The sequence below is a fragment of the Cupriavidus sp. GW821-FHT02F09 genome, from assembly GCF_059421605.1.
The window spans coordinates 300,457-324,363 of record NZ_JBWKVH010000003.1; the positions used below are offsets into that span (position 1 = coordinate 300,457).

General features: G+C 65.7%; 24 protein-coding genes. 11 read left to right on the plus strand and 13 right to left on the minus strand.

Annotated features, from left to right (window positions below):
• Positions 1-8: 8 nt before the first annotated feature.
• From AC07XB_RS05865 to AC07XB_RS05890, 6 genes are all read right to left on the minus strand, one after another.
• Positions 9-1,598, minus strand: a complete 1,590-nt coding sequence (locus AC07XB_RS05865) for an FMN-binding glutamate synthase family protein (protein ID WP_492370812.1) — start codon at positions 1,596-1,598, stop codon at positions 9-11.
• A 64-nt stretch (positions 1,599-1,662) separates the two neighbouring features.
• Positions 1,663-2,625: an alpha/beta hydrolase fold domain-containing protein gene (locus AC07XB_RS05870; protein ID WP_492370813.1), complete on the minus strand. Its 963-nt coding sequence runs from the start codon at positions 2,623-2,625 to the stop codon at positions 1,663-1,665.
• A 177-nt stretch (positions 2,626-2,802) separates the two neighbouring features.
• Positions 2,803-3,267, minus strand: a complete 465-nt coding sequence (locus AC07XB_RS05875; RefSeq protein WP_492370814.1) for an HU family DNA-binding protein — start codon at positions 3,265-3,267, stop codon at positions 2,803-2,805.
• A gap of 346 nt (positions 3,268-3,613) precedes the next feature.
• Positions 3,614-5,296: a class I adenylate-forming enzyme family protein gene (locus AC07XB_RS05880; RefSeq protein ID WP_492826530.1), complete on the minus strand. Its 1,683-nt coding sequence runs from the start codon at positions 5,294-5,296 to the stop codon at positions 3,614-3,616.
• A gap of 132 nt (positions 5,297-5,428) precedes the next feature.
• Positions 5,429-6,391: a cyclase family protein gene (locus AC07XB_RS05885; protein ID WP_492826528.1), complete on the minus strand. Its 963-nt coding sequence runs from the start codon at positions 6,389-6,391 to the stop codon at positions 5,429-5,431.
• Positions 6,392-6,579: 188 nt separating this feature from the next.
• Positions 6,580-6,822, minus strand: a complete 243-nt coding sequence (locus AC07XB_RS05890; protein ID WP_416052523.1) for a hypothetical protein — start codon at positions 6,820-6,822, stop codon at positions 6,580-6,582.
• A gap of 141 nt (positions 6,823-6,963) precedes the next feature.
• Here AC07XB_RS05890 and AC07XB_RS05895 point away from each other — a divergent pair, with 141 nt between their 5' ends.
• From AC07XB_RS05895 to AC07XB_RS05905, 3 genes are read left to right on the plus strand one after another with little or no spacing between them, the layout of a single operon-like run.
• Complete coding sequence (locus AC07XB_RS05895; protein WP_492370816.1) at positions 6,964-7,356, plus strand: PepSY domain-containing protein; 393 nt, start codon at positions 6,964-6,966, stop codon at positions 7,354-7,356.
• A 6-nt stretch (positions 7,357-7,362) separates the two neighbouring features.
• The gene (locus AC07XB_RS05900) at positions 7,363-8,064 is read left to right on the plus strand and encodes a response regulator (protein ID WP_492826526.1); all 702 of its coding nucleotides are present in this window, start codon (positions 7,363-7,365) and stop codon (positions 8,062-8,064) included.
• 3 nt (positions 8,065-8,067) lie between these two features.
• Positions 8,068-9,393 carry a sensor histidine kinase gene (locus tag AC07XB_RS05905; RefSeq protein WP_492826524.1) on the plus strand — a complete coding sequence of 442 codons (1,326 nt, stop codon included), beginning with the start codon at positions 8,068-8,070 and terminating at the stop codon, positions 9,391-9,393.
• A 60-nt stretch (positions 9,394-9,453) separates the two neighbouring features.
• On the opposite strand, the gene AC07XB_RS05910 is transcribed toward AC07XB_RS05905, so the two are convergent.
• The gene (locus AC07XB_RS05910) at positions 9,454-10,473 is read right to left on the minus strand and encodes a DUF1338 domain-containing protein (protein ID WP_492370819.1); all 1,020 of its coding nucleotides are present in this window, start codon (positions 10,471-10,473) and stop codon (positions 9,454-9,456) included.
• Positions 10,474-10,607: 134 nt separating this feature from the next.
• Between AC07XB_RS05910 and AC07XB_RS05915 the strand changes: the two genes are divergently transcribed.
• Entirely contained in the window at positions 10,608-11,519 is a 912-nt protein-coding gene (locus AC07XB_RS05915) for a LysR substrate-binding domain-containing protein (RefSeq protein WP_492370820.1), read from the plus strand.
• Positions 11,520-11,538: 19 nt separating this feature from the next.
• On the opposite strand, the gene AC07XB_RS05920 is transcribed toward AC07XB_RS05915, so the two are convergent.
• Positions 11,539-12,036, minus strand: a complete 498-nt coding sequence (locus AC07XB_RS05920; RefSeq protein WP_309409184.1) for an Mpo1 family 2-hydroxy fatty acid dioxygenase — start codon at positions 12,034-12,036, stop codon at positions 11,539-11,541.
• Between the two features lie 146 nt (positions 12,037-12,182).
• On the opposite strand from AC07XB_RS05920, the gene AC07XB_RS05925 reads away from it, so the two are divergent.
• A complete protein-coding gene (locus AC07XB_RS05925) occupies positions 12,183-12,893 on the plus strand; it encodes a Crp/Fnr family transcriptional regulator (RefSeq protein WP_492370821.1) in 711 nt (236 codons plus the stop codon).
• 62 nt (positions 12,894-12,955) lie between these two features.
• Positions 12,956-13,813: an arylamine N-acetyltransferase family protein gene (locus tag AC07XB_RS05930; RefSeq protein WP_492807320.1), complete on the plus strand. Its 858-nt coding sequence runs from the start codon at positions 12,956-12,958 to the stop codon at positions 13,811-13,813.
• Positions 13,814-13,822: 9 nt separating this feature from the next.
• On the opposite strand, the gene AC07XB_RS05935 is transcribed toward AC07XB_RS05930, so the two are convergent.
• Positions 13,823-14,596 carry a TraB/GumN family protein gene (locus AC07XB_RS05935; RefSeq protein ID WP_492826523.1) on the minus strand — a complete coding sequence of 258 codons (774 nt, stop codon included), beginning with the start codon at positions 14,594-14,596 and terminating at the stop codon, positions 13,823-13,825.
• A gap of 341 nt (positions 14,597-14,937) precedes the next feature.
• Between AC07XB_RS05935 and AC07XB_RS05940 the strand changes: the two genes are divergently transcribed.
• The 3 genes from AC07XB_RS05940 to AC07XB_RS05950 all read left to right on the plus strand — a co-directional run bounded on the left by AC07XB_RS05940 (position 14,938) and on the right by AC07XB_RS05950 (position 18,647).
• The gene (locus AC07XB_RS05940; protein ID WP_492370824.1) at positions 14,938-15,702 is read left to right on the plus strand and encodes an SDR family oxidoreductase; all 765 of its coding nucleotides are present in this window, start codon (positions 14,938-14,940) and stop codon (positions 15,700-15,702) included.
• 200 nt (positions 15,703-15,902) lie between these two features.
• Positions 15,903-17,645, plus strand: coding sequence for a class I adenylate-forming enzyme family protein (locus AC07XB_RS05945; RefSeq protein WP_492826522.1), 1,743 nt, complete (start codon positions 15,903-15,905; stop codon positions 17,643-17,645).
• A gap of 144 nt (positions 17,646-17,789) precedes the next feature.
• Positions 17,790-18,647 (plus strand): acid phosphatase, encoded by an 858-nt coding sequence (locus tag AC07XB_RS05950; protein ID WP_492826521.1) that lies wholly within the window; start codon positions 17,790-17,792, stop codon positions 18,645-18,647.
• Between the two features lie 48 nt (positions 18,648-18,695).
• Here the strand turns inward: AC07XB_RS05950 and AC07XB_RS05955 are convergent, their stop codons facing one another.
• From AC07XB_RS05955 to AC07XB_RS05970, 4 genes are all read right to left on the minus strand, one after another.
• On the minus strand, positions 18,696-19,454 hold the full coding sequence (locus tag AC07XB_RS05955; protein WP_492370827.1) for an SDR family oxidoreductase: 759 nt from the start codon (positions 19,452-19,454) through the stop codon (positions 18,696-18,698).
• Positions 19,455-19,515: 61 nt separating this feature from the next.
• Complete coding sequence (locus AC07XB_RS05960) at positions 19,516-20,022, minus strand: CreA family protein (protein WP_492826763.1); 507 nt, start codon at positions 20,020-20,022, stop codon at positions 19,516-19,518.
• A 16-nt stretch (positions 20,023-20,038) separates the two neighbouring features.
• Positions 20,039-20,524: an acyl-CoA thioesterase gene (locus tag AC07XB_RS05965; RefSeq protein WP_043355051.1), complete on the minus strand. Its 486-nt coding sequence runs from the start codon at positions 20,522-20,524 to the stop codon at positions 20,039-20,041.
• Positions 20,525-20,715: 191 nt separating this feature from the next.
• Positions 20,716-20,997 carry an HU family DNA-binding protein gene (locus AC07XB_RS05970; protein WP_017226623.1) on the minus strand — a complete coding sequence of 94 codons (282 nt, stop codon included), beginning with the start codon at positions 20,995-20,997 and terminating at the stop codon, positions 20,716-20,718.
• Between the two features lie 609 nt (positions 20,998-21,606).
• Here AC07XB_RS05970 and AC07XB_RS05975 point away from each other — a divergent pair.
• Both AC07XB_RS05975 and AC07XB_RS05980 read left to right on the plus strand, forming a co-directional pair.
• The gene (locus AC07XB_RS05975) at positions 21,607-22,809 is read left to right on the plus strand and encodes an ammonium transporter (RefSeq protein WP_492370828.1); all 1,203 of its coding nucleotides are present in this window, start codon (positions 21,607-21,609) and stop codon (positions 22,807-22,809) included.
• Between the two features lie 228 nt (positions 22,810-23,037).
• Positions 23,038-23,868 carry a mechanosensitive ion channel family protein gene (locus AC07XB_RS05980; RefSeq protein ID WP_492807313.1) on the plus strand — a complete coding sequence of 277 codons (831 nt, stop codon included), beginning with the start codon at positions 23,038-23,040 and terminating at the stop codon, positions 23,866-23,868.
• The last annotated feature ends 39 nt before the right edge of the window (positions 23,869-23,907 follow it).

Here is a 23,907-nt window from a genome sequence, read left to right on the forward strand (position 1 = left end):
GCAGTGCTTTACAACGAGAAACTGTCGGAACGCGCCAGCGGCCAGTACTTCTCGTACAACTGATAGCGGAAATTCCCGTTGATCAGGTCCCCCGGCGTGAGGAACTTGAGCAGCTCGGACATCAGCCGCACTTCGTTGGGCGAGATGCGCCGCACGATATGGTGCGGCTTGAGATCGCCCGGATGATTCAGGCCAGCGGCCTGCAGGATTTCCAGCAGCGCGTGCAGCGTCTGGCGGTGGAAGCTGGCTACGCGATCCGCCTTGTCAGGCACCACGATGGCGCGCTGGCGCACCGGATCCTGCGTGGCCACGCCCACGGGGCAGCGGTCGGTATGGCACTTCTGCGCCTGCACGCACCCGAGCGCAAACATGAAGCCGCGCGCCGAGTTGCACCAGTCGGCGCCGGTGGCCAGCGTGCGCGCCACGTCAAAGGCAGTGATGATCTTGCCACTCGCGCCAACGCGGATCTTGTCGCGCAGGTTCACGCCCACCAGCGTGTTGTGCACCAGCAGCAGCCCTTCCTGCAGCGGCACGCCGATATGGTCGACGAACTCCAGCGGTGCTGCTCCGGTGCCGCCTTCGGCGCCATCCACCACGATGAAGTCCGGCAGGATGCCGGATTCCAGCATGGCCTTGACGATGCCGAAGAACTCCCACGGGTGCCCGATGCAAAGCTTGAACCCGGTCGGCTTGCCGCCGGACAGCGTGCGCAGCCGGTCGACGAACTGCAGCAGGCCCAGCGGCGTGGAGAATTCGCTGTGCGTGGCGGGCGAGATGCAGTCCTCGCCCATGCCGATGCCGCGCGTGGCGGCAATCTCCGGCGTCACCTTGGCCGCCGGCAGCACGCCGCCGTGGCCCGGCTTGGCGCCTTGCGAGAGCTTGACCTCGATCATCTTGACCTGCGGCGAGCGCGCCTGCTCGGCGAATTTGTCGGGATCGAAGCCACCGTCCGGGCGGCGGCAGCCGAAGTAGCCGGAGGCCACCTCCCAGATCAGGTCGCCGCCTTCGGCACGGTGGTAAGGGGAAATCGAGCCTTCACCAGTGTCGTGGATAAAGCCGCCAAGCTTTGCTCCCCGGTTGAGCGAGCGGATCGCATTGCCGGACAACGCGCCGAAGCTCATGGCCGAGACGTTGAAGATCGATAACGAGTAAGGCTGGGCGCGGCCCTCGCCCACGGTAATGCGAAAGTCAGCGGAAGGGATGCGGGTCGGCGCAAGCGAGTGGCTGATCCACTCGTGGCCAGCCAGGCGCACATCGATCTCGGTGCCGAAGGGCCGGCTGTCGACCTCGTTCTTGGCACGCTGGTAGACCAGGCTGCGCTGCTGGCGCGAGAACGGCATCTCGTTGGTGTCGTCCTCGATGAAATACTGGCGGATCTCCGGGCGGATGAACTCGAATAAGAAACGCAGGTGGCCCCAGATCGGATAGTTGCGCAGGATGGAGTGGCGCGACTGGCCGATGTCATGCAAGCCAACCAGCAGAAGCACAACGGGCACAGCCAGCCATGCGGGAGAAAGCCGGTGACCGGCGGCAAGTGCCGCAAGAACCAGCAAAGCGAGCGCGGTCAGCCAGACCGCGCCGTAACGACGAGAAAGCATGGGGACTCCTAACTACTTTGGGCCGGCACCTGGCCGGCAACCCCGCGATTATCGCCGTTCCTTGTTACATCGGCTGATACCCGGTTGCAGCGCCCTGCCCGGCGCGCGCCTCCGGCTGCCGCTGCGGGGCTTCATCGGCCTGCACCGCGGCGACGATCTGCGCGAAGGCGGCATTGGATTCCGGCATTGGCAACAGCATCCACACGTGGAACATGCCCTCGTATTCGTAATAGCGCAGCGGCAAGCCCTGTTCCTGCGCAAGCGCGCGATAAGCGCGGCAGTCCGGCAACAGGACGTCGTGGGTGCCGATGAAAAGCGTGACCGGAGGCAAGCCGCGCAGGCTGCCGTAGATGGGGCTGACCTGTGCAAGCGTGACGGGATCGCCGCCGGCATAGACGCGCCCGCACTCGATGCCGCCGAGCTTCGACAACATCGGATCAAGTGGTTCGAGCACATCGATGGCCGGGTTGCTGCCAGTGGCGTCCAGGAACGGCGACAGCAAGACCAGGCGGCCAGGCAGCGCGCGTCCCGTATCCCGGGCCACTTGCGCCAGCGCGAGCGCCATGCCGCCGCCGGCGGAGTCGCCCATGACGGTCAGGCTGGCGGGTGGATTGCCGCGGACCAACTGGTCGTAGAGCGGCAGCAGTCCGGCAAAGACCTCACGATGGGTATGCTCGGGCGCCAGCGGATAGATCGGCACGGTCACCGTGGCGCCGAGCGCATCCACCAGCTTGCCGATGAAGTCCCAGTGCTGGCTGACGATATCGAAGACGTAGCCGCCGCCATGGAGATAGAGGATTTGCCTGCCGCTGTCGTTGCCCCGCGGGCGCACGGTGTAGACCTCGACGCCGGCCACAGGTTCCATGCTCACCGCATGGCGCGCCAGCAAGCGCGCCGTGGGATTCGCGCGGCCGATCTTGCGGCGGCGGCGAATTTCCTCGTGCAGCGCCTGCGCGCTGGAAAAACGCTGTTTGCGCCGGACCAGGCGCAAGGCAAGCCGCCACAGGCGGCACTGGATGCTAGGCATGACGATCTCCCGGAATGGTGCGCCGGCTTCATTGGCGGCCGGCTGAGGAACTACGGAAACGACCAAAACAGCGGGGAAAGCGGGAAAAGCTGGAGCTACGGGCACGGCTGCACATTCGCCGGATACAAAAAAGGAGCCGGCTAGCGGCTCCTTTTCAAGCTGGAAACAGGGCCCCTATCAGGCGGCAGCTGCGTCTTTCAGCTTCTTCAGCGGGCGTACCTTGACCTTGACGCTGGCCGGCTTGGCCGGGAACCAACGCTCTTCACCGGAGAACGGGTCCTTGCCGAAGCGCTTCTTCTTGGCCGGTACTTGCTGAGCCGTGACCTTCATCAGGCCGGGCAGCGTGAATTCGCCGGCGCCCTTCTTGTGCAGCGCGCTGACGATGGTGTTTTCCAGATGGGCCAGCACCGTCTTCACGGCCTTGGCGTCCAGCTGGGTCTGTGCTACCAGGTGAGCGACCAGGCTCGACTTGTTGAAGGTGTCCTTCAGCGGGCGCGGGGTCACCGCGGTAGCCGGAGCAGCCTTCTTGGCCGGCGCGGCCTTCTTGGCAGCAGCCTTTACGGGAGCGGCTTTGGTTGCCGGTGCCTTCTTGGCAGCGGTCTTGGTTGCAGTCTTCGCGGTCGGATTCGCTTTGGTCGCCATATCGATAAATATGAGTTGAACAGAATGATGTCGCACGGGATGTGGCATCCGATGTCGCTCGACGCTTCGTCGATCGACTATCGGCGTGCGGCATCGACTGAATCATAGCGGAAACAACGCAACGTCAAGGGGTTTTCGTGTGTGCGAGTGTAAAAACCGGGGTTTTCCCCGGGGTTTTTTGAGGTTTTGTCTCGCGCGGCCTGCCGTTGTGTCGCGCGGACGCAGCAGTGGATGCGTCCACGGACTCTATATACAAGGGGTAAACGCGTGATTTTGTCTTTTTTGCCACGCCGGATGCCGCGCGCGCGCCGACGATTTCAGCCGCTTTCTTGCGCGCACGGCCCCCTCAGCCGCGCAGCTCTCGCCGCAGGATCTTGCCCGTGACCGTCTTCGGCAACTCGTCGATGATCTCCACCACGCGCGGGTATTTATAGGCTGCCATGCGCTCCTTGCACCAGGCCAGCAGCGCTTCCGGCGTGACGCTGGCCTGCGGTTTCAGGCTGACCACGGCCTTCACTGTCTCGCCGCGATAGGCGTCCGGGATGCCCACCACGGCCGCCTCGCGCACCGCGGGATGCGTATACAAGACGTCTTCCACCTCGCGCGGCCAGACCTTGTAGCCGGCGGCGACGATCATGTCCTTCTTGCGGTCGACGAGGTAGAACCAGCCTTGCGCGTCCATGAATCCAACATCGCCGGTGTGGAAATAGCCGCCCGCCATGGCCTTTGCCGTCTCTTCCGGCTTGTTCCAGTAGCCCGGCACGATCATCGGCCCGCGCGAAATGATCTCGCCGACCTCGCCCACCGGCACTGGCGCGCCCGCATCGTCGCCGATGAAGGAGTCAACGTTGAAGGCGGGAACGCCGATCGCCAGCGTGCCGGAGGCCGGGTCCACCGGCGCCTCCCGGCCCAGCGGCACCACGTGGGTGGGCGAGTTGGTCTCGGTCAGCCCGTAGCCGTTGTGGATATAGTGCCCAAACTTGGCGCGGAACTGCTCCACCACACTCGGCGGGATCGGTGCGCCGCCCGAGTAGATCTTGCGCAGCGTGGCGAAATGCGCGCGCGTCGCCTCGGGATGGTTCATCAGCGCGATGAAGACCGTGATCGAGCCAATGGTGAACTCGACCCGCCGGTCGCGGATGGCCTCCAGAACCACGCCCGGCTCGAAACGACAGGCCAGCACCAGCGGCGCGGCGCAGATGAACGCCGCGGCCACGTGGCCCACCAGTCCGGTGATATGGAACAGCGGCGCCACGCCCAGGATCGGGCCGCCCTGCGCCAAGCCGATCCAGTCGCGGTACACCTGCGCATTGAAAGCAACATTGCCATGGGTGTTCATCGCGCCCTTGGGCACGCCGGTGGTGCCGGAGGTGTACACCAGCATCGCGATATCGTCTGCCGCGAGCTTGACCGGCGCTGGGCGCTGGCCCAGGTACTCTTGCACCAGCGCCAGCAGATCGGGCACGCCCTCGGCGGGCTGGCGCCGAGTTGCGGCAAACAGGCGCGGATCGGCGCGCGTCTGGAAATCCAGCTCGGACGTGGTGATCACCGCAGGCAGCGCAAGGGGCGCGGCAGCGTCGCCCTGGCCGCGCCGCTCGGCGTCGAACAGCCCGCTCACCACATCGGCGTAGAGCGATTCGTGGCAGATCAGGACTTTCGCGCCGGAGTCGGCCAGCACCAGGCGCAGTTCGCGTGCGCGGTTCATCGGGTTGACCGGCACCGCGATGGCGCCGAGCTTCCACGCGGCAACCAGCCCGATGACGAACTGCGGCACGTTCTGCAGGTACAACGCAACCCGCTCGCCGCGCGTGCAGCCGCGCGATGATAGCGCTACCGCCAGCGCGTCTGAGAGCGCATCCACCTCGGCATAGCTGAGCGTGGCGTCAAAGTAGTGGATTGCCGGACTGGCCGGCGCGCGGTCCGCGGCGGCCCGGAAAATGGACAATGCGTCGGTAAATTGCGGGGTGATGGTGTGCGGCTGGCCGGAGTTGTAGCTGGAGAGCCAGGGCTTCTCTTCATAGGGCGTCATGAGGCACCTCGATAGGCACGGCGGGTAGTGTCAAGCATAGCGCTTGGTCGAAACGAAGCTGGCGCCGCACAGTGCAAGAGGCCATTGAGGCTTCTCCACCGGACGGCGCCGAGGTCAGGCTTTTTGCCTGGCTTACTTGATGACCACCGGGTTGACCGGTGCGCCGCTGCCGTTCACTACCTTGAGCGGTGCTGCCGTATACAGGAAGGTCCACTGCTGGTCGTCCGCGCAGTCCGCGGCGAGCGGGTCCAGCTGGGCGATCTCGGTCAGGGTGACGCCCAGGTTGCGCATCAGCGCATTGTGCAGCGGCAAGGCAACGCCTGAGACCGGGTCCACCGTCACCTCGTTGGCAATCGTGTCGGTGACGAGATTGGGGATCTCCATGCGATGGAACCACTCGACCAGTTCCGGGCTGTAGGTCAGGCCCGGCTCGACGAACTCACGATAAAACTCAGCCTGGTCGCGCTTGTAGAAGGAGCCGATCCAGCCGGTGCGGATCACCAGGACGTCGTGCTTCTCGATGCGCACGCCCTGCATCTCGGCGGCGGCGAGCAAGTCGAGATGGGTGAAAGTCTCGCCCGGGGCGAGCACGTCCTTGCCGCGGTGGCGCGCCATGTCGATCAGCACGCCGCGCCCGACCACGCCGCGCTCCGCGATTGGCAGGATGCTGGCTTTTTCCAGGCCGCCGATGGTGGATTTGGCATCGTAGCCGTTCCATAGCTGATCGCCGTACCAGACATGGCCGAGCGCGTCGTACTGGGTCGAGCCCTGCAGGTACATGATCATCATGTCGTCGGCGTACTCGGCCTCGCCGGGGAACTTCGGGCCCTTGCCACAAAGGTAGTGGCCCTTGTCCATCACGTTGAGGCGGCGCGCCTGCGAACGCCCGGGCCAGACCGGGTCGCCGGCGGGGTTTCCCATCTGGATCTGCAGGGTGAAGGTCTTGCCGGAGCGCACGGAAGCCACGCCGCGCAGCGCCTCCGCCCGGGTGAGATAGTTCAGCGACCCGACCTCGTCATCCGGCCCCCATTTGCCCCAGTTCTTCGGTGCATCGCGCAACAACTCGGCTACCAGCGGGACGTTCTTCGATTCCATGCCATGTCTCCTTTTTGGATTGACCCTGAGGGATCGCACTGTGCCGGTCATGTCCGTGGCGCATGGTTGACCATGCGCACGGAACATAAATAAGAACGGTCGTGCGTTTTGTTGTGGATCGAGTGTAGGACCAGCCGCAGGCGCATGTCCAGGCATGGAAAACCCGCCGAGGGTTTCAGGGGCCAGCTTCAATCGTCCAGCCCGAAGGCCAGCAGTGGCCCGAGCACCAGTGCCCCGAGCACGATCATGGACAGGCCGCTGTCCATGTGCTTCCATTCATGCAGCACGGCCCGCGCGTCGACCTGCGCCCAGAACAGGGACACAACGCCCAGCAGGACGACGATCACCGCCGCGGCCAGCGCGATCCCGTCGCGCGTGGCGCGGCGGTGGATTTCGGAAGGGCTATCATTCGAGATGCGCACGCCTTGCATGGCCAGACTCCTGGAAAACTGTGACGATGACGATCAATGCAATGGCGCCCATTGTCGTGATCCCTGCCTGAACCCATGCTGAGCGCGCCATTCAGCTTGCGTTCAGGCAAGGCACGGCAGACTGCTTCGCTCCATCAAGGCTTGCTCACAACCGTATTGCCCCGCTCGCTCACGCCATTGCCTTCGTTCCGCACCGCATCCCTGCCTCGCGCTCTGCTGCCGCTGCTAGCCGCCTTGCCGCTGCTGCTGGCGGCCCCGGCGCCCGCCCATGCCGACAAGGACGCCGACCGCGCCCGCGCCGCCGTCCAGTCGGGCGAGATCCTGCCGCTCACGCGCATCCTGGAGGCGGTGTCGGCGCAGTACACGGGCGACGTGATCGGCGTCAAGCTCGACCGCGACGATGGCGTCTGGCAGTACGAAGTCAAGCTGCTGCTGGCAAGCGGCTCGGTGGCCAAGCTCGAATACGACGCCAAGACCGCCACCCTGCTCAAAGCCAAGGGGCGCGATCTTGAGCAAGCCCGCAAGAAACCCTGATCCCCCATGCGCATCCTCCTGGTAGAAGACGAGGCCGTGCTGGCCGCCCAGATCCACGCCAGCCTGGTCAGCGCGGGGTACGCGGTCGATACCGCCGCGCACGGCATCGATGCCTGGCACCTGGGCGCCGAAGAGCCCTACGATGCCGTGGTGCTCGACCTTGGCCTGCCCGGGCTCGACGGGCTCTCCGTGCTGCGCCGCTGGCGCGCGGCGCAGGTGAACCTGCCGGTGCTGATCCTGACCGCGCGCGACAGCTGGACCGACAAGGTGGAAGGCATCGATGCCGGGGCCGACGACTATCTCGCCAAGCCCTTTCGCATGGAGGAGTTGCTGGCCCGCATCCGCGCGCTGATCCGCCGCGCCCATGGCATGTCCGCGCCCGAGCTGGCCTGCGGCCCGGTGCGCCTGAACGCGCGCACGGGCGTGGCGACCGTCGACGGCGCCGCGGTGGTGCTGACCGCCCATGAGTTCAAGGTGCTGGATTACCTGATGCACCACCCGGGCGCGATCATCAGCAAGGCCGTGCTGACCGAGCACATCTATGCGCAGGATTTCGACCGCGACAGCAACACCATCGAAGTCTTCATCGGCCGGCTGCGGCGCAAACTCGGTGTGGACGTCATCGAGACCGTGCGCGGACAGGGCTACCGCCTGCGCCCTCCGGCGTCTGCCGAAGCCCCCGCAATCTCTACAAACGCCGCCAACTGACCCATGCGCCAGTCATTAGCCATCCGCCTGCTCGCGGTCGCGGCCATCTGGCTGGCCGCCGCGCTCGGCGGCACCGGCTGGCTGCTCTCCACGCTGTTCGCGCGCCACGTCAACGACACCTACGTGCGCCAGCTCGACAATCAGCTCACCAGCCTCGCCGCCGCCCTGGACTGGAGCGCTGACGGCAAGCTCGCCCTGACCCGCGCCCCGGCCGACCCGCGCTTTGAACTACCCTACTCCGGCGCCTACTGGCAGGCGCAGGCACCGGGCGCCACGCTGCGTTCACGCTCGCTCTGGGATGCCGAGATGCCCGCCACGGTGGGCAACAAGGTAGCGGGCAGCCATGCCGAGATCCGGCCCGGGCCCAACGGGCAATCGCTGCTGGTGGTGTCGCGCCCCATCGTGCTGGCGTCGGCCGATACGCCGGTGATGCTGTCGGTGGCGCTGGATCGCACCGAACTGCGCGCGGCGCGCCAGGCCTTCAACCGGCTGCTGGGCTGGTCGCTCACGGCGCTGGGCGCGGGCCTGCTGCTGGCGGTGGCGGCCCAGGTAAAGTTTGGCCTCGCGCCGCTGGCGCGGCTGCGCCAGGCGCTCGCCACCCTGCAGGCACGCCGCGAGAGCCGCCTGGGAGGCACGTGGCCGTCCGAGGTGGTGCCGCTGGTTACCGAGATCAATACCTTGCTGGCGCGCAACGCCAATGCGCTGGAGCGCTCGCGGCGCCAGGCGGCCGACCTTGCGCACGCCGTCAAGACGCCCCTGGCCATCCTCGCCAACGAAGCCGAGCGCCTGCCCGGCGAGGCGGCCCGCGCCGCCGCCAGCCAGGTCGAGGCCATGCGCCGGCAGGTGGACCGCCACCTGGCGCGCGCACGGGCGGCAGGGGCTGCGAGCACGCGCGGGGCGCGCATCGCCGGCCCAGCGGCAGGCGAGCTGGCGCGCGCGCTGACCCGCCTGCACAGCGGCCGCGAGATCGATATCCAGGTGGATGGCGACGGGCACTTCGCCGGCGACCGCCAGGACCTGATCGAGATCCTCGGCAACCTGCTCGACAACGCCTGCCAGTGGGCGCGCTCGCGCGTTCGCGTCAAGCTCGTGGAGCGCGGCGGCATGCTTGAGGTTACGGTCGAAGACGACGGGCCGGGCATGCAGGCCGAGGCCCGCGAACTGGCCACAGCACGCTATGGGCGGCTGGATGAGTCCGCTGCGGGCAGCGGACTGGGCCTGGCCATCGTCAGCGAGATGGCGGCCCTTTATGAGGGTGGGCTGGAGCTAGGCAACAGCGAACTGGGCGGATTGCTGGCTCGCCTGCGCCTGCCGGCTGGCCAGCCGTAAACCAAAAAAAGGCCGGACGGGCCGGCCCCTTCTCTTTCTCCTGCTACCGCATTGCCCGCGTTAGCAGGCCGCCGTCATCTTGAAGATGCCTTGCGCATTGCCGGCATCGAACGACAGATCCAACGTGCCGCCAGCTGCCTGCGTCGCGGGCACGAAATCGCGCGTGATGAACTCGTAGAACGAGCCCGGCACGCTGCGCTTGACCACGACGCCGTCGGCGCCGACAAACCCGCGCTCCACCGGATCGGCCTTGAATGCCGTCTGCAGGACCCGCCCGGAACGCGACACTTCCACCGAGTCCTTGATCGGGCGGCCCAGGCTGCGTTGTGCGTCCGCCACGGCACGCACATCCGCCACGCGGTCGGTGGCGTGGTTGAAGGCATTGCCCTCGGTGGAAATCCAGGCCATCTCGGCCGATTCCTTCAGCAGCAATTCATAGTCGGCCAGCGCCGGCTCGGCATGTTGGCGGGCGAAGCAGGCTGCCAGTTGCGGCACCAGGCGTGCGGCGTCGGCCATCGGCAGGCTCGCATCGCGCTCGAGCAGGGCCAGTTGCGCGACGGCTTCGTCGCCGAGCGGATCGACGGACTTGGACACCACGCGCGACACGGCGGACTGGAAATCGGCACTGAAACGCTCGGGATGCAACTCGCTCAGGAAGTACTGGGCGATGTCGTCAGGCAGGTCGGCATGCGCATAGGAGCGGCCGGTCATGCCGATGCGCTCGAGCGGATAGGTGCCGTTGAGGCGGTAGCCCAGCGGGCCCAGGATACGGGTGAAAGCGATCTCGCCCGAGGGCAGGCTGCCGCAATCCCACTTCACCGTGCGCAGCGCGCCGTGGTCGAACACCACTTGCCCGCCCGCCTGGATCACGTCGCGGGTATAGGCCATGCCGGTCGGCACGCGCTCGAGAATGCCGGCGAACAGCACCATATTGAGCGCCTGTGCCACTTCGGCACGGCTGGCCTGTTCGCTGGTAGAAGACAGCAGTTGCGGGGAAACATTCATCAATTGCAGCAACTCGGCTGCCTGGGTTTCGCCACAAACAGTCTCGAGGAGGCGTTGCAGATTCGGCTTCGTCATGATCAATGCGCTGAAATGTGTTTGTTTTCGGGGGATGGCGGGGGCCGACGGCCTCCGGATGGGGCTTATTGTGCGACTGCGGCAGAGTTCGTACAATTGATAACTTCGCACCAACTTCCTTCCAAAAACGCACTATGCGCAAGGGCATACCCAGCCTCACGGCACTCCAGATGTTCGAGGCCGCGGCGCGCCTGGGCAGCTTTACCCGCGCCGCCGACGAGCTGGCGGTCACGGAGAGCGCGGTTTGCAGGCAGATCGCAGGGCTGGAAGCGCGGCTTGGCGTGCCGCTGTTCCACCGCATCCGCAAGCGCATCGTGCTGACGCCTGCTGGCGGGACCTATGCCGAAGAAGTGCGGGAACGGCTCGACCAGATCGAGCAGGTGACGCTGGATGTGATGGCCCAGCGCCCGCGCGGGCGCGCCATCGAGTTGGCCATCGGACCCACCTTTGCCAGCCAGTGGCTGATCCCGCGCCTGCCGCTGCTGGCACGCGCCCTGCCCGATCTCACGTTGCATCTCTCGGCGCGCACCGAGGCATTCGAGCTCAGTGATACCGCGTTCGACGCGGCCATCTATTACGGCGAAGGGCTGTGGCCGGGCACGCAGGGCGAGCGGATCCTGCAGGAAGGCCCGTCGGTGCCGGTGTGCAGCCCCGCCTTGCTGGGGCGCCGCAAGCGCCTGGACCTGGATCAGTTGCTGGAATTGCCGCTGCTGCACCTGAACACCCGCTTGCGCGCATGGAGCGACTGGCTCGCCGCCGCGGGCGCGGCACTGCCGGCGCAGGCTTTGCGTGGCCCGCGCTACGACCTCTACACCATGCTGGCGCAGGCGGCCGCCGCCGGCATCGGCGTGGCGCTGATCCCACGCATTCTGATCACCGAGGAACTGGCGCAGGGGCGGCTGGTGGTGCCGCTAGCCACGCTGCCGGCGGAGACCGACAATCGCAAGGCCTATTACTTCGTCCACCGGCGCGGCCTGCCTCCCGACGACAAGGTCTTGCAACTGCGCGACTGGCTGCTGGAACACGGCGCGGAACACGGCGCTTAGCTGCCGGGCGCGCCGAAGGTCAATGCGCGTGGGCGCTGACGGCCTCGCGGGTGTCCCGCGCCAGGCCCATTGCGAAAGCCACTTCGGCCACCAGGAAGAGCGGCCCGACCAGAAGCCCGGCCAGGTCATCCACAAATGCAGGCTTGCGGCCTTCGTAGTAGTGCCCGATGAACTGGATGAGCCAGCCCGCCACGAAAAGGCCGATGCCCCAAGCCAGCCAGGCGCCGGTGGACAGCGCAGCGATGGCGCCGCCGGCGTAGACGAAGCCAGCCAGGATCACCGTCATCGCCAGCCCGAACCCCGCCGACAGGCGCAGGTAGAACAGGCAGGACAGACCATAAACGACCATCGCCGGCGTCAGGTACGCCGGACCGGCGTCAAGCGGCATGGCCGGGCGGGCCAGCAGTGTGGTCACGGCCAGCACAATCATGGGAATGCCGATGAAATGACTGAACACATTGCGCGCGTCGCGATGATAGGCTGCGTAGTTAGCCAGGTGGTCGATCAGTGTCTTCACAGGGTCTCCTGCCGGGGCGTCGTTGTAGCCGCGTATTTGCAGCCGCGTACTGTGGCTACGCGTTGTGGCCGTATATTAATAGGCATCAAAAAGCCCGTCTGTCCGGTTTTTGACAGTCGGCAAGAGCATCGATCAAGGAGACCATCATGCGCCTGGCAACCCGTGGCCAGCACGAGCCGGCCCTGGATCCGCTGCGCGCCTTGCGCGGCGGGAGCTGGTTTGGCGCCTTGCCGTCGACCATGCAAGACACCCTGCTGCGGGACGCGGCCACGCGCAAGCTGGCGGCCGGCCAGATGCTGTTTACCCGCGGCAACGCCTTTGACGGCATCTACGGCGTGACTGCCGGCACGGTGCAGATCGACAGCCACAGCGAGTCCGGCAAGGCCGCCTTGATCGGCCTGCTGGGGCCGGGCAGCTGGTTTGGCGAGATTTGCCTGTTCGACGGGCTGGCGCGCACGCACGACGCCCATGCCACCAGCGCGGCCACCGTGATGCACCTGCAGCGCGACAAGCTCTACGCGATGCTGTCGGCGCATCCCGAATGGTGGCGCGAGTTCGGCAAGCTGCTCGCCGCCAAGACGCGCGAGGCCCTTCATTATGTGGAAGAGGCGCAGTTGCTGCCGCCGCTGGCGCGCACCGGCCGCCGGCTGGTCGCCATTGCCCAGGCCTATGGCGACATGCCCGGGCTGGAGCGCCGCTCCGTGCATATCCCGCAGGAACAACTCGGGCAGATGCTCGGGCTGTCGCGCCAGACCGTCAACCAGGCCCTGCGCGAGCTCGAAGCGCGCGGGCTGTTGCGGCTGCACTATGCCGACATCGAGTTGATCGACCTGCCGGCCTTGCTGGCGCTGACCTGACAGTGCCGCCCTGCCCGATCCCTTCAGCCTACGCTGGCAGCGCAAACCGAACATCCATCGCCATGACCTATCTAGACGACACCCGCCTGCAAGCCTATCTCAGCCGCATCGGCCACGCGCTGCCGAGCCAGCGGGACCTCGCCACGCTCGACAGCCTGATCGCGGCACAACTGGCGCGGATTCCCTTTGAAAACGTCGACGTGTTGCTGCAGCGCCCGATCAAGATCGGCCTGGACGCGGTGTTCGACAAGCTGGTCACCAACGCGCGCGGCGGCTACTGCTTCGAGCAAAACACCTTGCTTGCCGCCGCGCTGCGTGCGCTTGGCTACGTGGTCACGCCGCTGGCTGCGCGGGTGCGCTGGAACGTGCCGGAAGACGTGCCCACCATGCAATCGCACATGCTGCTGCGCGTGGAGGCCGCGCATCACAGCTATATCGTGGACGTGGGCTTTGGCGGCCCTACCCCGTATCGCGCCATGGCGCTGCCGCAGGCGGAGCAAGCCGATCCGTCGTTCCCATACCGCCTGTCCTGCGTGGAGACGACAGGTGCGGCCTTTCACGTGTACGATCTGGAGGTCAGGACCGCAAGCGCATGGTTCAAGCTCTACCAGTTCGATCTTTCGCCGCAGCAGGCCATCGATTTCGAGCCACGCAACTGGTACACCTCCACCCACCCCGACAGCCTGTTCCGCAACGCCCTGACCCTGGCGCGCTCGCAAGGCGACACCCGGCTGACGCTGATCAACGGCGACTTTGCCGTGCGCGCGGCTGACGGCAGCGTGCAGCGCCAGCAACTGGAGACGCCGGCTGCCATTGTCCAAGCGCTGGGGGACCGCTTCGGGCTGGCGCTGGATCTTGCCAGCGAGGCGCAATTGGCCCAGCTATTGCCGGCGCTGATTGAGGCGCGCGGCAACAGATAGGTGTTCGCTTCACCAGGGTTCGGGCAGCAGTTCGAGCCCGGCGGCCCCAAGCAGCGCCGGCAGCCCCGCGTCGCCCACCATGTGCAGGGCACCGGCCACGATCAGGGTTGGCACGCGATCCGCGACCAGCGCCTGGATTTTCGGCATCCACTGCTGGTTGCGTGCGTCGACCAGGACCGCCAGCGTGTCCGGCCATTGTGCGCGGCGCCGCGCTAGCAGCGCGCCAAACGGCCCGGCCTGCCCTTGCCGCCACCAGCGCACCATATCCGCCGGCTCCGCTGCGGCCAGTTCCGGTTGCTCGGCAAAGAATGCCAGCATCGATACCTGCTCGGCCAGCGGCACGCACTGCAACATCCGCAGCGCCTCGGTGCCATCCTCCAGCGCGTCCGTTGCCCGTCCATCGACAGCGGCGCGCGCCCACAAGAACCGATCGACACCATGCTGTGCCAGGATGCCGTGCCTGGCGGCCACCGCGAACTGCAGATGCATCGCGGCGAACACGGGGCGCAGCCGCTCCAGTTCCGGGCCGGGCAACCCGAAATCCAGCCAAAGCGCCCGCACCTGCGCAAGCGTAGCCGGCTGCAGATGGTGGCTGAGACTATCGCCTTGCGGAAAATACGCCGGCGCGAAGTCCGGCGCCTGGTCCAGCGCCACCTCGAAGACCACCCGAGCCGAAGCTCGGTAGGCGCGCTCCGCGGCCGGCACCAGTGCAGGCAAGGGCGCATCCAGCACGTGGATCGCCCCAAGCAGGTAGACCTCGGTATTCTTGATTTGCCAAAGCATGAAACGCTTACCTCGTCCTTTGTGGCCTGTTGCAGCCTGTTATGACCTGTTCGCCGTTTGTGGGTGCGGACATCATGCCGCTGTCTTGCCGACGTCATGCACCGAATGCATTGCCAACAGAAAATTCTCTGATAAGCCGGGCCGGCTGCCGATTTGCTTGTGGACTGAGCCATGCCTCCCAACCATAATGTACCGGCCGGTAGCACTATGGTACTGACAAGCCCCTGCATGAACCGCTGTGCAGAACACGCCGGGCCGTGCTGCCAAGATGCAGATTCACCAGCGCCTTTTAAAGATCATCTGGTCCCGCCCCGCGAGGACCAGGACACCAGGAGACACGCATGTCATTGTTCGACCTGACCGGCAAGGTTGCCGTCGTCACCGGCTCATCACGCGGCATCGGCCGCGCCATCGCTGAGCAGATGGCGGTGCAAGGAGCCAAAGTGGTGATTTCCTCGCGCAAGGCCGAGGCCTGCCAGGAAGTCGTCGATGCCATCAATGCCAAGCATGGCGCCGGCACCGCGATTGCCGTGCCCGCAAATATCTCCTCCAAGGAAGACCTGCAGCGCCTGGTCGACCAGACCAACGGCACGTTCGGCAAGATCGACGTACTGGTTTGCAACGCGGCGTCCAACCCCTATTACGGCCCGATGAGCGGCGTGACCGACGAACAGTTCCGCAAGGTGCTGGACAACAACGTCATCTCCAACCACTGGCTGATCCAGATGGTGGCCCCGCAGATGCTTGAGCGCAAGGACGGTTCGATCATCATCGTGTCGTCCATCGGCGGCCTGCGCGGCTCGCCCACCATCGGCGTGTACAACGTGTCGAAGGCAGCCGACTTCCAGCTGGCGCGCAACCTTGCGGTGGAGTTCGGCCCGAGCAACGTGCGCGTGAACTGCATCGCCCCTGGCCTGATCCGCACCGATTTCGCCAAGGCGCTCTGGGAGGATCCGGAGCGCTACAAGCTGTCGACGCAAGGCGCGCCCCTGCGCCGCATCGGCGAGCCGGTGGAGATTGCCGGCGCCGCGGTGTTCCTGGCCTCCTCGGCCAGCACCTTCATGACCGGCCAGGCCATGGTGGTGGACGGCGGCGTCACGATCTGAGCCGCCGCGCACCTGCTGTTCCCGTTCCGGGCTCGCTCCAGGGCCAGGGCGCAAAGCCCGATGCCTGAGGCCTGAGCCGGGGCACTTCGTGCCCGCGTGCATTGCCGCCCGCATTTCCGAGCAGGCGCGGCACGCGGGCAAGCTTGCGCGCCGGCATGCCAGAGCGTTGCCCATCCTGCCATGCAGTCAGGGAGGCACCGATGTCGAACAACCCGCAATTCGCTACGACCTGGCCAGCAATCAGCCTGGCCGAGGCCCACGCCCGCCTTACCGCGCCCGGCGCCCCTTTCGAAACCGAAACGCGCGTGATCCGGGGCATTACCACCGTCGTCTGGAAAAACGCGCCACCCACGCTGCGCGACCTGTTCCTGCAAGCCCGCACGTTGGGCGACAAAACCTTTGTCGTCTATGAGGACGAACGTGTCTCGTACGATGCGTTCGCCCGCGCCGCGCTCACCATCGCGCATGCGCTGATCCGAGATGGCGTGACCAAGGGCGACCGCGTGGCGCTGGCCATGCGCAACCTGCCGGAATGGCCGGCCGTCTTCTACGGCGCCTTGCTGACAGGCGCCATTGTCACGCCGCTCAACGCCTGGTGGACCGGGGCGGAACTGGAGTACGGCCTGGCCGACTCCGGCAGCAAGATCGCCATCGTTGACGATGAACGGCTGGGCCGCATCATTGAGCACCTGCCAGGCTGCCCCGCGCTGGAGAAAATCTACGTCAGCCGCGCCGATGCGCCAGCCAGCGACGCGCGCATCAGCCAGCTGGAGAGCCTGATCGGCACGCCGGACCAATGGGCATCGCTGCCGGAACTGCCGGTACCCGATGTCGCCATCGACGCCGAAGACGACGCCACCATTTTCTATACATCAGGCACCACCGGCAAGCCCAAGGGCGCGCTCGGCACCCACCGCAACGCCACCAATGTGGCCGTGGCCGCCGCGTTCAGCCCGATGCGCAATTGCCTGCGCCGCGGCGAGGCGATCCCCGCGCCCGATCCGGCCGCGCCGCAAAAAGGCATGCTGCTGTCGGTGCCGTTCTTCCACGTTACCGGTTGCATGGCGGTGCTCAACGGCGCGCTGGCCAGCGGCACCAAGATCGTGTTGATGCGGCGCTGGGACGCCGTGCGTGCCATGGGCCTGATCGAGCGCGAGCGTTGCACGGCTGCCGGCGGCGTGCCCACCATCGCCTGGCAGATCATCGAGCACCCGGAGCGCGAGCGCTTCGACCTGTCGTCGCTGGAAAACGTCAACTACGGTGGCGCCCCCGCTTCGGCCGAGCTGGTGCGCCGCATCAAGGAAGTGTTCCCGCATTCGGCCCCCGGCATTGGCTGGGGCATGACCGAGACCTCGGCCACCTTCACCAGCCACAGTGCAGAGGAGTATGTGGAGCGTCCCGAAAGCGGCGGCCCGGCCTTGCCCATCGGCGAGATGAAGGTGGTGGACGGGCGCGGACACAGCTTGCCCACCGGCGAGACCGGCGAGCTCATGGTGCGCGGCGCCAATGTGGTGCGCGGCTACTGGAACAAGCCGGAAGCCACCGCGCAAACATTCATCGACGGCTGGCTCAAGACCGGCGACATCGCGCGGCTGGACGAGGAGGGCTTTGTCTATATTGTCGACCGCATGAAGGACATGCTGATCCGCGGCGGCGAGAACATCTACAGCATCGAGGTGGAAAGCGCGCTGTACGATCACCCGGCCATCATGGATGCGGCACTGGTCGGCATCCCCCACCGCACGCTGGGCGAAGAGCCCGCGGCCGTGGTCAGCCTGAAGCCCGGCGCGCAAGCCACCGAGGCGGAGTTGCAGGCGTTCGTGGGCGAGCGGCTGGCGGCCTTCAAGGTGCCGGTGCGGATCGTGTTCTGCCCCGACATGCTGCCGCGCAATGCCAACGGCAAGATCCTGAAGTCGACACTGCGCAAGATGTTCGAAGCCTGAACCCGGGCGCTGGACAAGATCAGGATCACCCAGGCGGCAGTGAACGGGAGCACGGCCGCTTGCTTGCCGTTACCACGCCGGTCCGACGGCGATTACGGGAACAACCAACAGATAACAGATAACAGATAACAGATGCGGATGCAGATGCAAGCAAATTCATTCACCAGACCTTTCCTGCCCTCCGGCAACCGGCTCGCGGGCTTGTCCGTGCTGGGCACTGCCTTGCTCCTCGCGGGCTGTGCCGGCCAGGGCCAGGGCAGCGCCGCTGCGCCGGTGCCGGAGATACGGCCTGGCATTCTCGCCGGCTACCTGCCGGCGGACGCACGGCCCGATAGCCTCGCCCTGGTGCCACCGCCGCCCGCACCCGGCTCCGCGGCGCAAGCCCTGGACGACGAGATCGCGCGCGGCAACCAGGCGCTGCGAGGCACGGCACGCTACCGCCAGGCAGCAGTCGATGCCAACCTGAAATTCCCGCAGGCCGAGGGGATTTTCTCGTGTGCGCTGGATGCGCCGATATCGCAGGAGCAAACCCCCCGGCTCTACCTGCTGCTGCGCCGGACCCTGGCCGATGCGGGACTATCGACGTACGGCGTGAAGGACAAATATACGCGCGCCCGGCCGTTCGTGGTCAACCAGCAGCCGAGTTGCACGCCCGCCGAGGAAGCCATGCTTTCCAAGGACGGCTCCTACCCTTCGGGGCATAACGCCATTGGCTGGGCGTGGGCGTTGATCCTGGCGGAAATCGCGCCGCAACAGTCCAATGTGATCCTGGCGCGCGGGCTGGCCTATGGGCAAAGCCGGCTGGTCTGCAATGTGCATTGGCAAAGCGATGCGACGCAGGGCCGCATCATGGGCGCAGCTACCGTGGCGCGGCTGCATGCAGACCCTACCTTCCTCGCAGATCTTGCGGCAGCCAAAGCGGAGGTTGCGCAAGCCCGTGCCAACGGGCTGCGGCCGGCCGGCGACTGCCGCGCTGAAAGCGAGGCACTGGCGATCAAATAGCGGGAGACGCCTGGCCGGCGCGATGCCGGCCAGACGCTTGCGCCAGGTTCAGCCACGCCCGACGAAGGGCATCTTGGTGGCCATCACGGTCATGAACTGCACATTGGCACCCAGCGGCAGGTTGGCCATGTGCACCACCGAGCTGGCCACATGCGCCACGTCCATCAGCGGCTCCGGCGCGATCTCGCCGTTGGCCTGCGGCACGCCGCGCGCCATGCGCGAAGCCATATCGGTGGCGGCGTTGCCGATATCGATCTGCCCGCAGGCGATGTCAAAGGCGCGGCCATCCAGCGAGAGGCTCTTGGTCAGCCCGGTAATGGCGTGCTTGGTGGCCGTGTATGGCACCGTGTTGGGCCGCGGCGCGTGCGCCGAGATCGAGCCGTTGTTGATGATGCGGCCGCCGCGCGGGCTCTGCGACTTCATCAGCGCGAAGGCCGCGCGCGAGCACAGGAACGCGCCGGTCAGGTTGGTGTCCAGCACGGCCTTCCATTGCGCCACGGAGAGTTCATCGATGGACACCGCCGGCGCATTGATGCCGGCGTTGTTGAACAGCACGTCGAGCCGGCCGAAATGCTCGCGAACCTGGGCGAAGAGCCGCTCCACCGAATCCGGATCGCTGACGTCGCATTGCACCGCCAGCGCCGTATGGCCCTCGGCCTTGGCTTGCGCGGCCAGCGCCTCGAGCGGCTCGGCGGTACGCCCGGCAAACACCACCCGATAGCCTGCCACTAGCAGCGCCTGTGCCACCGCCTTGCCGATGCCGCGGGCCGCGCCCGTTACCAGCGCAACCTTGCCTTGCTCATTCATGCTGTCTTCTCCGGACTGGATTGTTGAATGGATCGTGGATCGTGGATCAGGAAACGGATGCCTACTTGACCGGAATCGGCGTGGCCGGCGCCACCGGCACAGCGGTCACACTATTCTGCGGGCTGCCGGACACGATGCGGTCCGAGTAGGTCAGATAGACCAGGGTGTTGCGCTTGCGGTCGACCGTGCGCACCACGTGCAGAGTCTTGAACAGGATCGACATGCGCTCGGAGAACACATTGTCCTGCTGGCGCAGCGGCCCCTTGAACGTGATCGGCCCTACCTGACGGCAGGCGATGGAGCTTTCCGGCGGGTCTTCGGCCATGCCCAGCGAGCCCTTGATGCCTCCGGTGCGGGCACGCGACACGTAGCAGGTCACGCCTTCGACCTGCGGATCGTCATAGGCTTCGATCACGACCTTGTCGGAGCCGGTCATGCGGAAATTGGTGCTCACGCTGCCGATTTCCTCGGCATGCGCAGCCGGCGCCAGCAGCGCAAGCGCCGCCAGAAGGCCGGTCAGGGGCCACCGCGGCCCACGGGAAACGCGATGGGAACGCCCGGATGGCATGGCCGTGCCCCCCACCTCAGGACACCGTGCCGGTGATTTCATCGTGCCGTTTTTCCATTTCCTGGCGCAACTGGCGGCGCAGCTGGGCTGCGGCAAAGCGCTGGCGCTCGACTTCGTCGCGGGGCACCAGCGGCGGCACTTCGGCGGGCGCACCGTTGTCGTCCACAGCGACCATGGTGAAGTAGCAGCTGTTGGTATGGCGAACCAGCTTGCTGCGGATATTCTCCGTGATCACCTTGATGCCGATTTCCATGGAGCTGCGGCCGGTGAAATTGACTGCCGCCAGGAACGTCACCAGCTCACCCACGTGGATGGGCTGGCGAAACACGACCTGGTCGACCGACAGCGTGACCACGTAGCGCCCGGCATAGCGGCTGGCACAGGCGTAGGCCACCATGTCGAGGTACTTGAGGATGGTGCCGCCGTGCACATTGCCGGAGAAATTGGCCATGTCCGGCGTCATCAGCACGGTCATGGAAAGCTGGTGGGACAGGTCATTCATGATGAAAATCCGGAATCTGGAAGCGGCCGGGCCGACCCGCGGTGCAGGTCGAAAGGCTGGCGCCGACGATCGGCAGTTTAACCCGGAACGATCGCCCTGCCCTGCCCCCGAGAACGTCAAAAAGCACCCCGGCACCAATAAAAAAGCGGCCCAACGGGCCGCCTTCCTGTTTGCGCCTGGGCGCGGACTACTTATTTCTTCTTGTTCACAGCGTCCTTGAACCCTTGGCCGGCAGAGAACTTGACCGTCTTGGCGGCCGGAATCTTGATGGTCTCGCCAGTACGCGGATTGCGTCCGGTACGTGCGGCGCGCTTGCCGGAGCTGAAGCTGCCGAAGCCCACCAGCGTTACCGAATCACCCTTGGCAACCGCCTTCTTAATGTTGTCCAGAGCGGCATTCAGCGCGCGCTCTGCTGCAGCATTGCTCAGTTCCGCGTCAGCGGCGATGGCAGATACCAGTTCACCTTTATTCATGGCTGATTTCCCTTGTTGGTCGTCTTGATCGGAGTGTCTGCCACGCGGCAAATTACCGATCGGCGCAGTCTAATCCGCGCTTTACGCATTGGGCAATCCCCAGTGGCACCAATGCAACGAAAAAAGCCGCAAATCCTTGAGTCAAGCGCCTTTGCGGGGAATTTACCCTCCTTTTCCGTGCTTTCAAATGCGGCCGGTGAGAGTAATGGTCATTCGAACGCCGGTACACGATGACAGGCGTCGCTTGACGAGGTCAGACCTGCGCTGTGTACGCCTTGCTGCCGTCAAAACCGCCCAGATGGCTTGGTCGGCGGTATGCCAATGGATTTGGATGGATGCGCCTCCACGGTCCATCATGGTGCATGAAATCCGTGAGCGTGCGCCCCAAATGGGGGCATTGCCTCATTTTGGCGCAGCCTCCATGTGCCTGGCATACCCGGCGCATGCTATTCGGCTGCAGGTTATGACTTCTCAATCCGTGCGCCGCCCCCTTCGAGCGCGACAAATCGGTGCAAATCCCACCAACACGGTGCAGATCCCGGCCTGCGATGCCCCAGACTGGTACGCTTTTTGCGTACGTGTGCTCCCATTTTGCGCATAGAGGATTGTATGGACAAATGGAAGAGCGGCACCGATGCCCTGTTCATCTTGCTAGGGGCGATCATGGTGCTCGCCATGCACGCGGGCTTTGCGTTCCTGGAGCTGGGCACGGTGCGCAAGAAGAACCAGGTCAACGCACTGGTCAAGATATTGGTGGATTTTGCGGTTTCCACGATCGCCTATTTCTTTATTGGCTACACCGTGGCCTATGGGGTCGAGTTCTTCACCAGCGCCCATGCACTGGCGGAAAGAAGCGGCTATGAGCTGGTGAAATTCTTTTTCCTGGCAACGTTTGCCGCCGCCATACCGGCGATCATTTCTGGCGGCATTGCCGAGCGCTCGCGCTTCAATCCGCAACTGGTGGCCACCTTCGTGCTGGTGGGCCTGGTCTACCCCTTCTTCGAGGGCATCGTCTGGAATAACCGCTTTGGCGTGCAGGACTGGATCGCCTCGGTCGCGGGAGCGCCGTTCCACGACTTCGCCGGCTCCGTCGTGGTCCACGCCATGGGCGGCTGGATCGCGCTTCCCGCCATCTTGTTGCTGGGCGCGCGCCGCGGCCGCTACCAGAAAGACGGCCGCATCAGCGCGCACCCGCCCTCGAACATCCCGTTCCTGGCGCTGGGCGCATGGGTACTGGCGGTAGGCTGGTTCGGTTTCAATGTCATGAGCGCGCAAACCGTCGACAAGATCAGCGGGCTGGTGGCCATCAACTCCCTGATGGCCATGGCCGGCGGCACGCTGGCCGCCTGGGCGGCCGGCCGCAACGACCCCGGCTTTGCCTACAACGGCCCGCTGGCCGGGCTGGTGGCGGTCTGCGCCGGATCCGACCTGATGCACCCGCTGGGCGCGCTGGTCACGGGTGCCATCGCCGGCGCGCTGTTCGTCTACCTGTTCACGCTGGCCCAGAACAAGTGGCATATCGATGATGTGCTGGGCGTCTGGCCGCTGCACGGGCTGTGCGGCGCATGGGGCGGCATTGCCGCCGGCATCTTTGGCAGCCAGGCGCTCGGTGGCATTGGCGGTGTTTCGCTCGGCGCGCAGTGCCTCGGCACCCTCCTTGGCATCGCGATCGCCCTGGTGGGTGGCACCGTGGTTTACGGCACGCTCAAGAAGGTCGTGGGCATCCGGCTGGACGCTGAATCGGAATACAACGGCGCGGACCTGTCACTGCATCGCATCTCCGCCACGCCGGAGCGCGAAACCAACTGGTAAGGCACGGTGCAAAGGGAATTGCGCCCTTGCGCCACGCCCCCTCACCTGCGACCCATGCCCGCGAGTGGCGCCCTGCGCCCTTTGCGGCCATTTTGTGCTTGAACTTCCGCTCGCCGCGTAGCAATAATGCGTTGCCCACCTTCGCGCCCCGCCGCCGATGCGCCCCGGGCATCCGCTGCTTGATATTCGTTGCCTGTATACCTGCCGAGCCAGCAAGGGAGAAACGCGATGGATGCTACAACGCTGCAGAAGTATCAGGATGTCGTCGTCGCCTATGCGACGGAAGTCGGGTTCAAGGTTCTCGCCGCCCTCGTCTTCTGGGTGATTGGCCGGTGGCTGATCCATGTCGTGGTGCGCATGGTGCAGGGGTCCCTGACCAAGCAAAAGGTCGACCCGACCTTGCTGCGCTATGTCGGTTCCATCGTCACGGTGACCCTGAATATCGTGCTGATCATCGGGATCCTGGGTTACTTCGGCATCCAGACCACCAGCTTTGCCGCACTGATCGCGGCGGCCGGCATCGCCATCGGCATGGCGTGGTCGGGGTTGATGTCCAACTTCGCGGCAGGCGCCTTCCTGGTGGTGCTGCGGCCCTTCAAGGTTGGGGATTTCGTCACGGTAGGCGGGATCACCGGCACCGTCAGGGAGATCGGCCTGTTTGCCACCACGCTGGACACGCCCGACAATGTCCTCACCGTGGTCGGCAACAATAAGATCTTTGCGGACACAATCCAGAACTTCAGCGCCAACCCGTACCGCCGGGTCGAGCTCAAGGCCCAGCTAGCCGGCAGCACGGACGTGGCGGCGGCCGCCACCCTGCTAAGGGAGCGGCTGGCCGCGCTGCCCAACGTTCTGGCCGAGCCGCCGCCCGACGTCGAGATTATCGAGTTCACCCTGGTAGGCCCGGTGCTTGCGGTACGTCCGTACTGCCATACCGACCATTACTGGCAGGTGTATTTCGACAGCAACCGCGTGATCCGCGAGAGCTTTGGCGAGGCCGGCTTCGCCGCGCCAATGCCAGCCCAACTGGTGGTGCTGCAAAACGGCGCGGCCGCTTAACCGTGTATCGATGGGATGGCGCGGCCACGCTGAGCCAGG

Excerpts from the sequence above, each read along its gene's own strand:
- AC07XB_RS05935 (WP_492826523.1), bottom strand. The coding sequence starts at position 14,596 with ATGCTTTGGCAAATCAAGAATACCGAGGTCTACCTGCTTGGGGCGATC.
- AC07XB_RS05880 (WP_492826530.1), bottom strand. The coding sequence starts at position 5,296 with ATGACGCCCTATGAAGAGAAGCCCTGGCTCTCCAGCTACAACTCCGGC.
- AC07XB_RS05940 (WP_492370824.1), top strand. The coding sequence starts at position 14,938 with ATGTCATTGTTCGACCTGACCGGCAAGGTTGCCGTCGTCACCGGCTCA.
- AC07XB_RS05980 (WP_492807313.1), top strand. The coding sequence starts at position 23,038 with ATGGATGCTACAACGCTGCAGAAGTATCAGGATGTCGTCGTCGCCTAT.
- AC07XB_RS05900 (WP_492826526.1), top strand. The coding sequence starts at position 7,363 with ATGCGCATCCTCCTGGTAGAAGACGAGGCCGTGCTGGCCGCCCAGATC.
- AC07XB_RS05890 (WP_416052523.1), bottom strand. The coding sequence starts at position 6,822 with ATGCAAGGCGTGCGCATCTCGAATGATAGCCCTTCCGAAATCCACCGC.
- AC07XB_RS05955 (WP_492370827.1), bottom strand. The coding sequence starts at position 19,454 with ATGAATGAGCAAGGCAAGGTTGCGCTGGTAACGGGCGCGGCCCGCGGC.
- AC07XB_RS05870 (WP_492370813.1), bottom strand. The coding sequence starts at position 2,625 with ATGCCTAGCATCCAGTGCCGCCTGTGGCGGCTTGCCTTGCGCCTGGTC.
- AC07XB_RS05930 (WP_492807320.1), top strand. The coding sequence starts at position 12,956 with ATGACCTATCTAGACGACACCCGCCTGCAAGCCTATCTCAGCCGCATC.
- AC07XB_RS05925 (WP_492370821.1), top strand. The coding sequence starts at position 12,183 with ATGCGCCTGGCAACCCGTGGCCAGCACGAGCCGGCCCTGGATCCGCTG.
- AC07XB_RS05945 (WP_492826522.1), top strand. The coding sequence starts at position 15,903 with ATGTCGAACAACCCGCAATTCGCTACGACCTGGCCAGCAATCAGCCTG.
- AC07XB_RS05950 (WP_492826521.1), top strand. The coding sequence starts at position 17,790 with ATGCAAGCAAATTCATTCACCAGACCTTTCCTGCCCTCCGGCAACCGG.
- AC07XB_RS05915 (WP_492370820.1), top strand. The coding sequence starts at position 10,608 with ATGCGCAAGGGCATACCCAGCCTCACGGCACTCCAGATGTTCGAGGCC.
- AC07XB_RS05905 (WP_492826524.1), top strand. The coding sequence starts at position 8,068 with ATGCGCCAGTCATTAGCCATCCGCCTGCTCGCGGTCGCGGCCATCTGG.
- AC07XB_RS05885 (WP_492826528.1), bottom strand. The coding sequence starts at position 6,391 with ATGGAATCGAAGAACGTCCCGCTGGTAGCCGAGTTGTTGCGCGATGCA.
- AC07XB_RS05910 (WP_492370819.1), bottom strand. The coding sequence starts at position 10,473 with ATGACGAAGCCGAATCTGCAACGCCTCCTCGAGACTGTTTGTGGCGAA.
- AC07XB_RS05865 (WP_492370812.1), bottom strand. The coding sequence starts at position 1,598 with ATGCTTTCTCGTCGTTACGGCGCGGTCTGGCTGACCGCGCTCGCTTTG.
- AC07XB_RS05970 (WP_017226623.1), bottom strand. The coding sequence starts at position 20,997 with ATGAATAAAGGTGAACTGGTATCTGCCATCGCCGCTGACGCGGAACTG.
- AC07XB_RS05960 (WP_492826763.1), bottom strand. The coding sequence starts at position 20,022 with ATGCCATCCGGGCGTTCCCATCGCGTTTCCCGTGGGCCGCGGTGGCCC.
- AC07XB_RS05975 (WP_492370828.1), top strand. The coding sequence starts at position 21,607 with ATGGACAAATGGAAGAGCGGCACCGATGCCCTGTTCATCTTGCTAGGG.
- AC07XB_RS05965 (WP_043355051.1), bottom strand. The coding sequence starts at position 20,524 with ATGAATGACCTGTCCCACCAGCTTTCCATGACCGTGCTGATGACGCCG.
- AC07XB_RS05875 (WP_492370814.1), bottom strand. The coding sequence starts at position 3,267 with ATGGCGACCAAAGCGAATCCGACCGCGAAGACTGCAACCAAGACCGCT.